The sequence below is a fragment of the Telluria sp. AZSoR62 genome (assembly GCF_058111565.1).
The window spans coordinates 1-250 of sequence record NZ_JBYTST010000472.1 but is presented as its reverse complement, the minus strand read 5'-3'; the positions used below and the strand labels follow the sequence as shown (position 1 = coordinate 250).

The following is a 250-nucleotide window of genomic DNA, read 5'->3' as shown; positions in this document are numbered from 1 at the left end:
AAGCCCTTCAAGCTTTCCCCAAGACGGCTGATTTCGCTGGCGCTCCGCCGATTTCCCTACATCCTGACGCAATCGATCCAATTCACGTTGGTGCTTACCGAACCAATCGACAAGAGTGGGCCGCAGGATCGCAACCACTTCCGATTGGTCCAGTACTCCACTTTCTACGACCCTTCGGGTAGCTTCCCCCAACGCACCGCGTAGGTCGTCTCTGGCCGCGGAGTCGACACTTTCGAGTGCGACAAGCGAT

The 250-nt window shown here is 57.2% G+C and carries 1 protein-coding gene; it reads left to right on the top strand.

From position 1 onward, the window contains the following. Positions 1-204: hypothetical protein (locus AC3XQU_RS24455; protein ID WP_489876705.1), on the top strand; the 204-nt coding region annotated here is incomplete at its 5' end. Between the last annotated feature and the right edge of the window lie 46 nt (positions 205-250).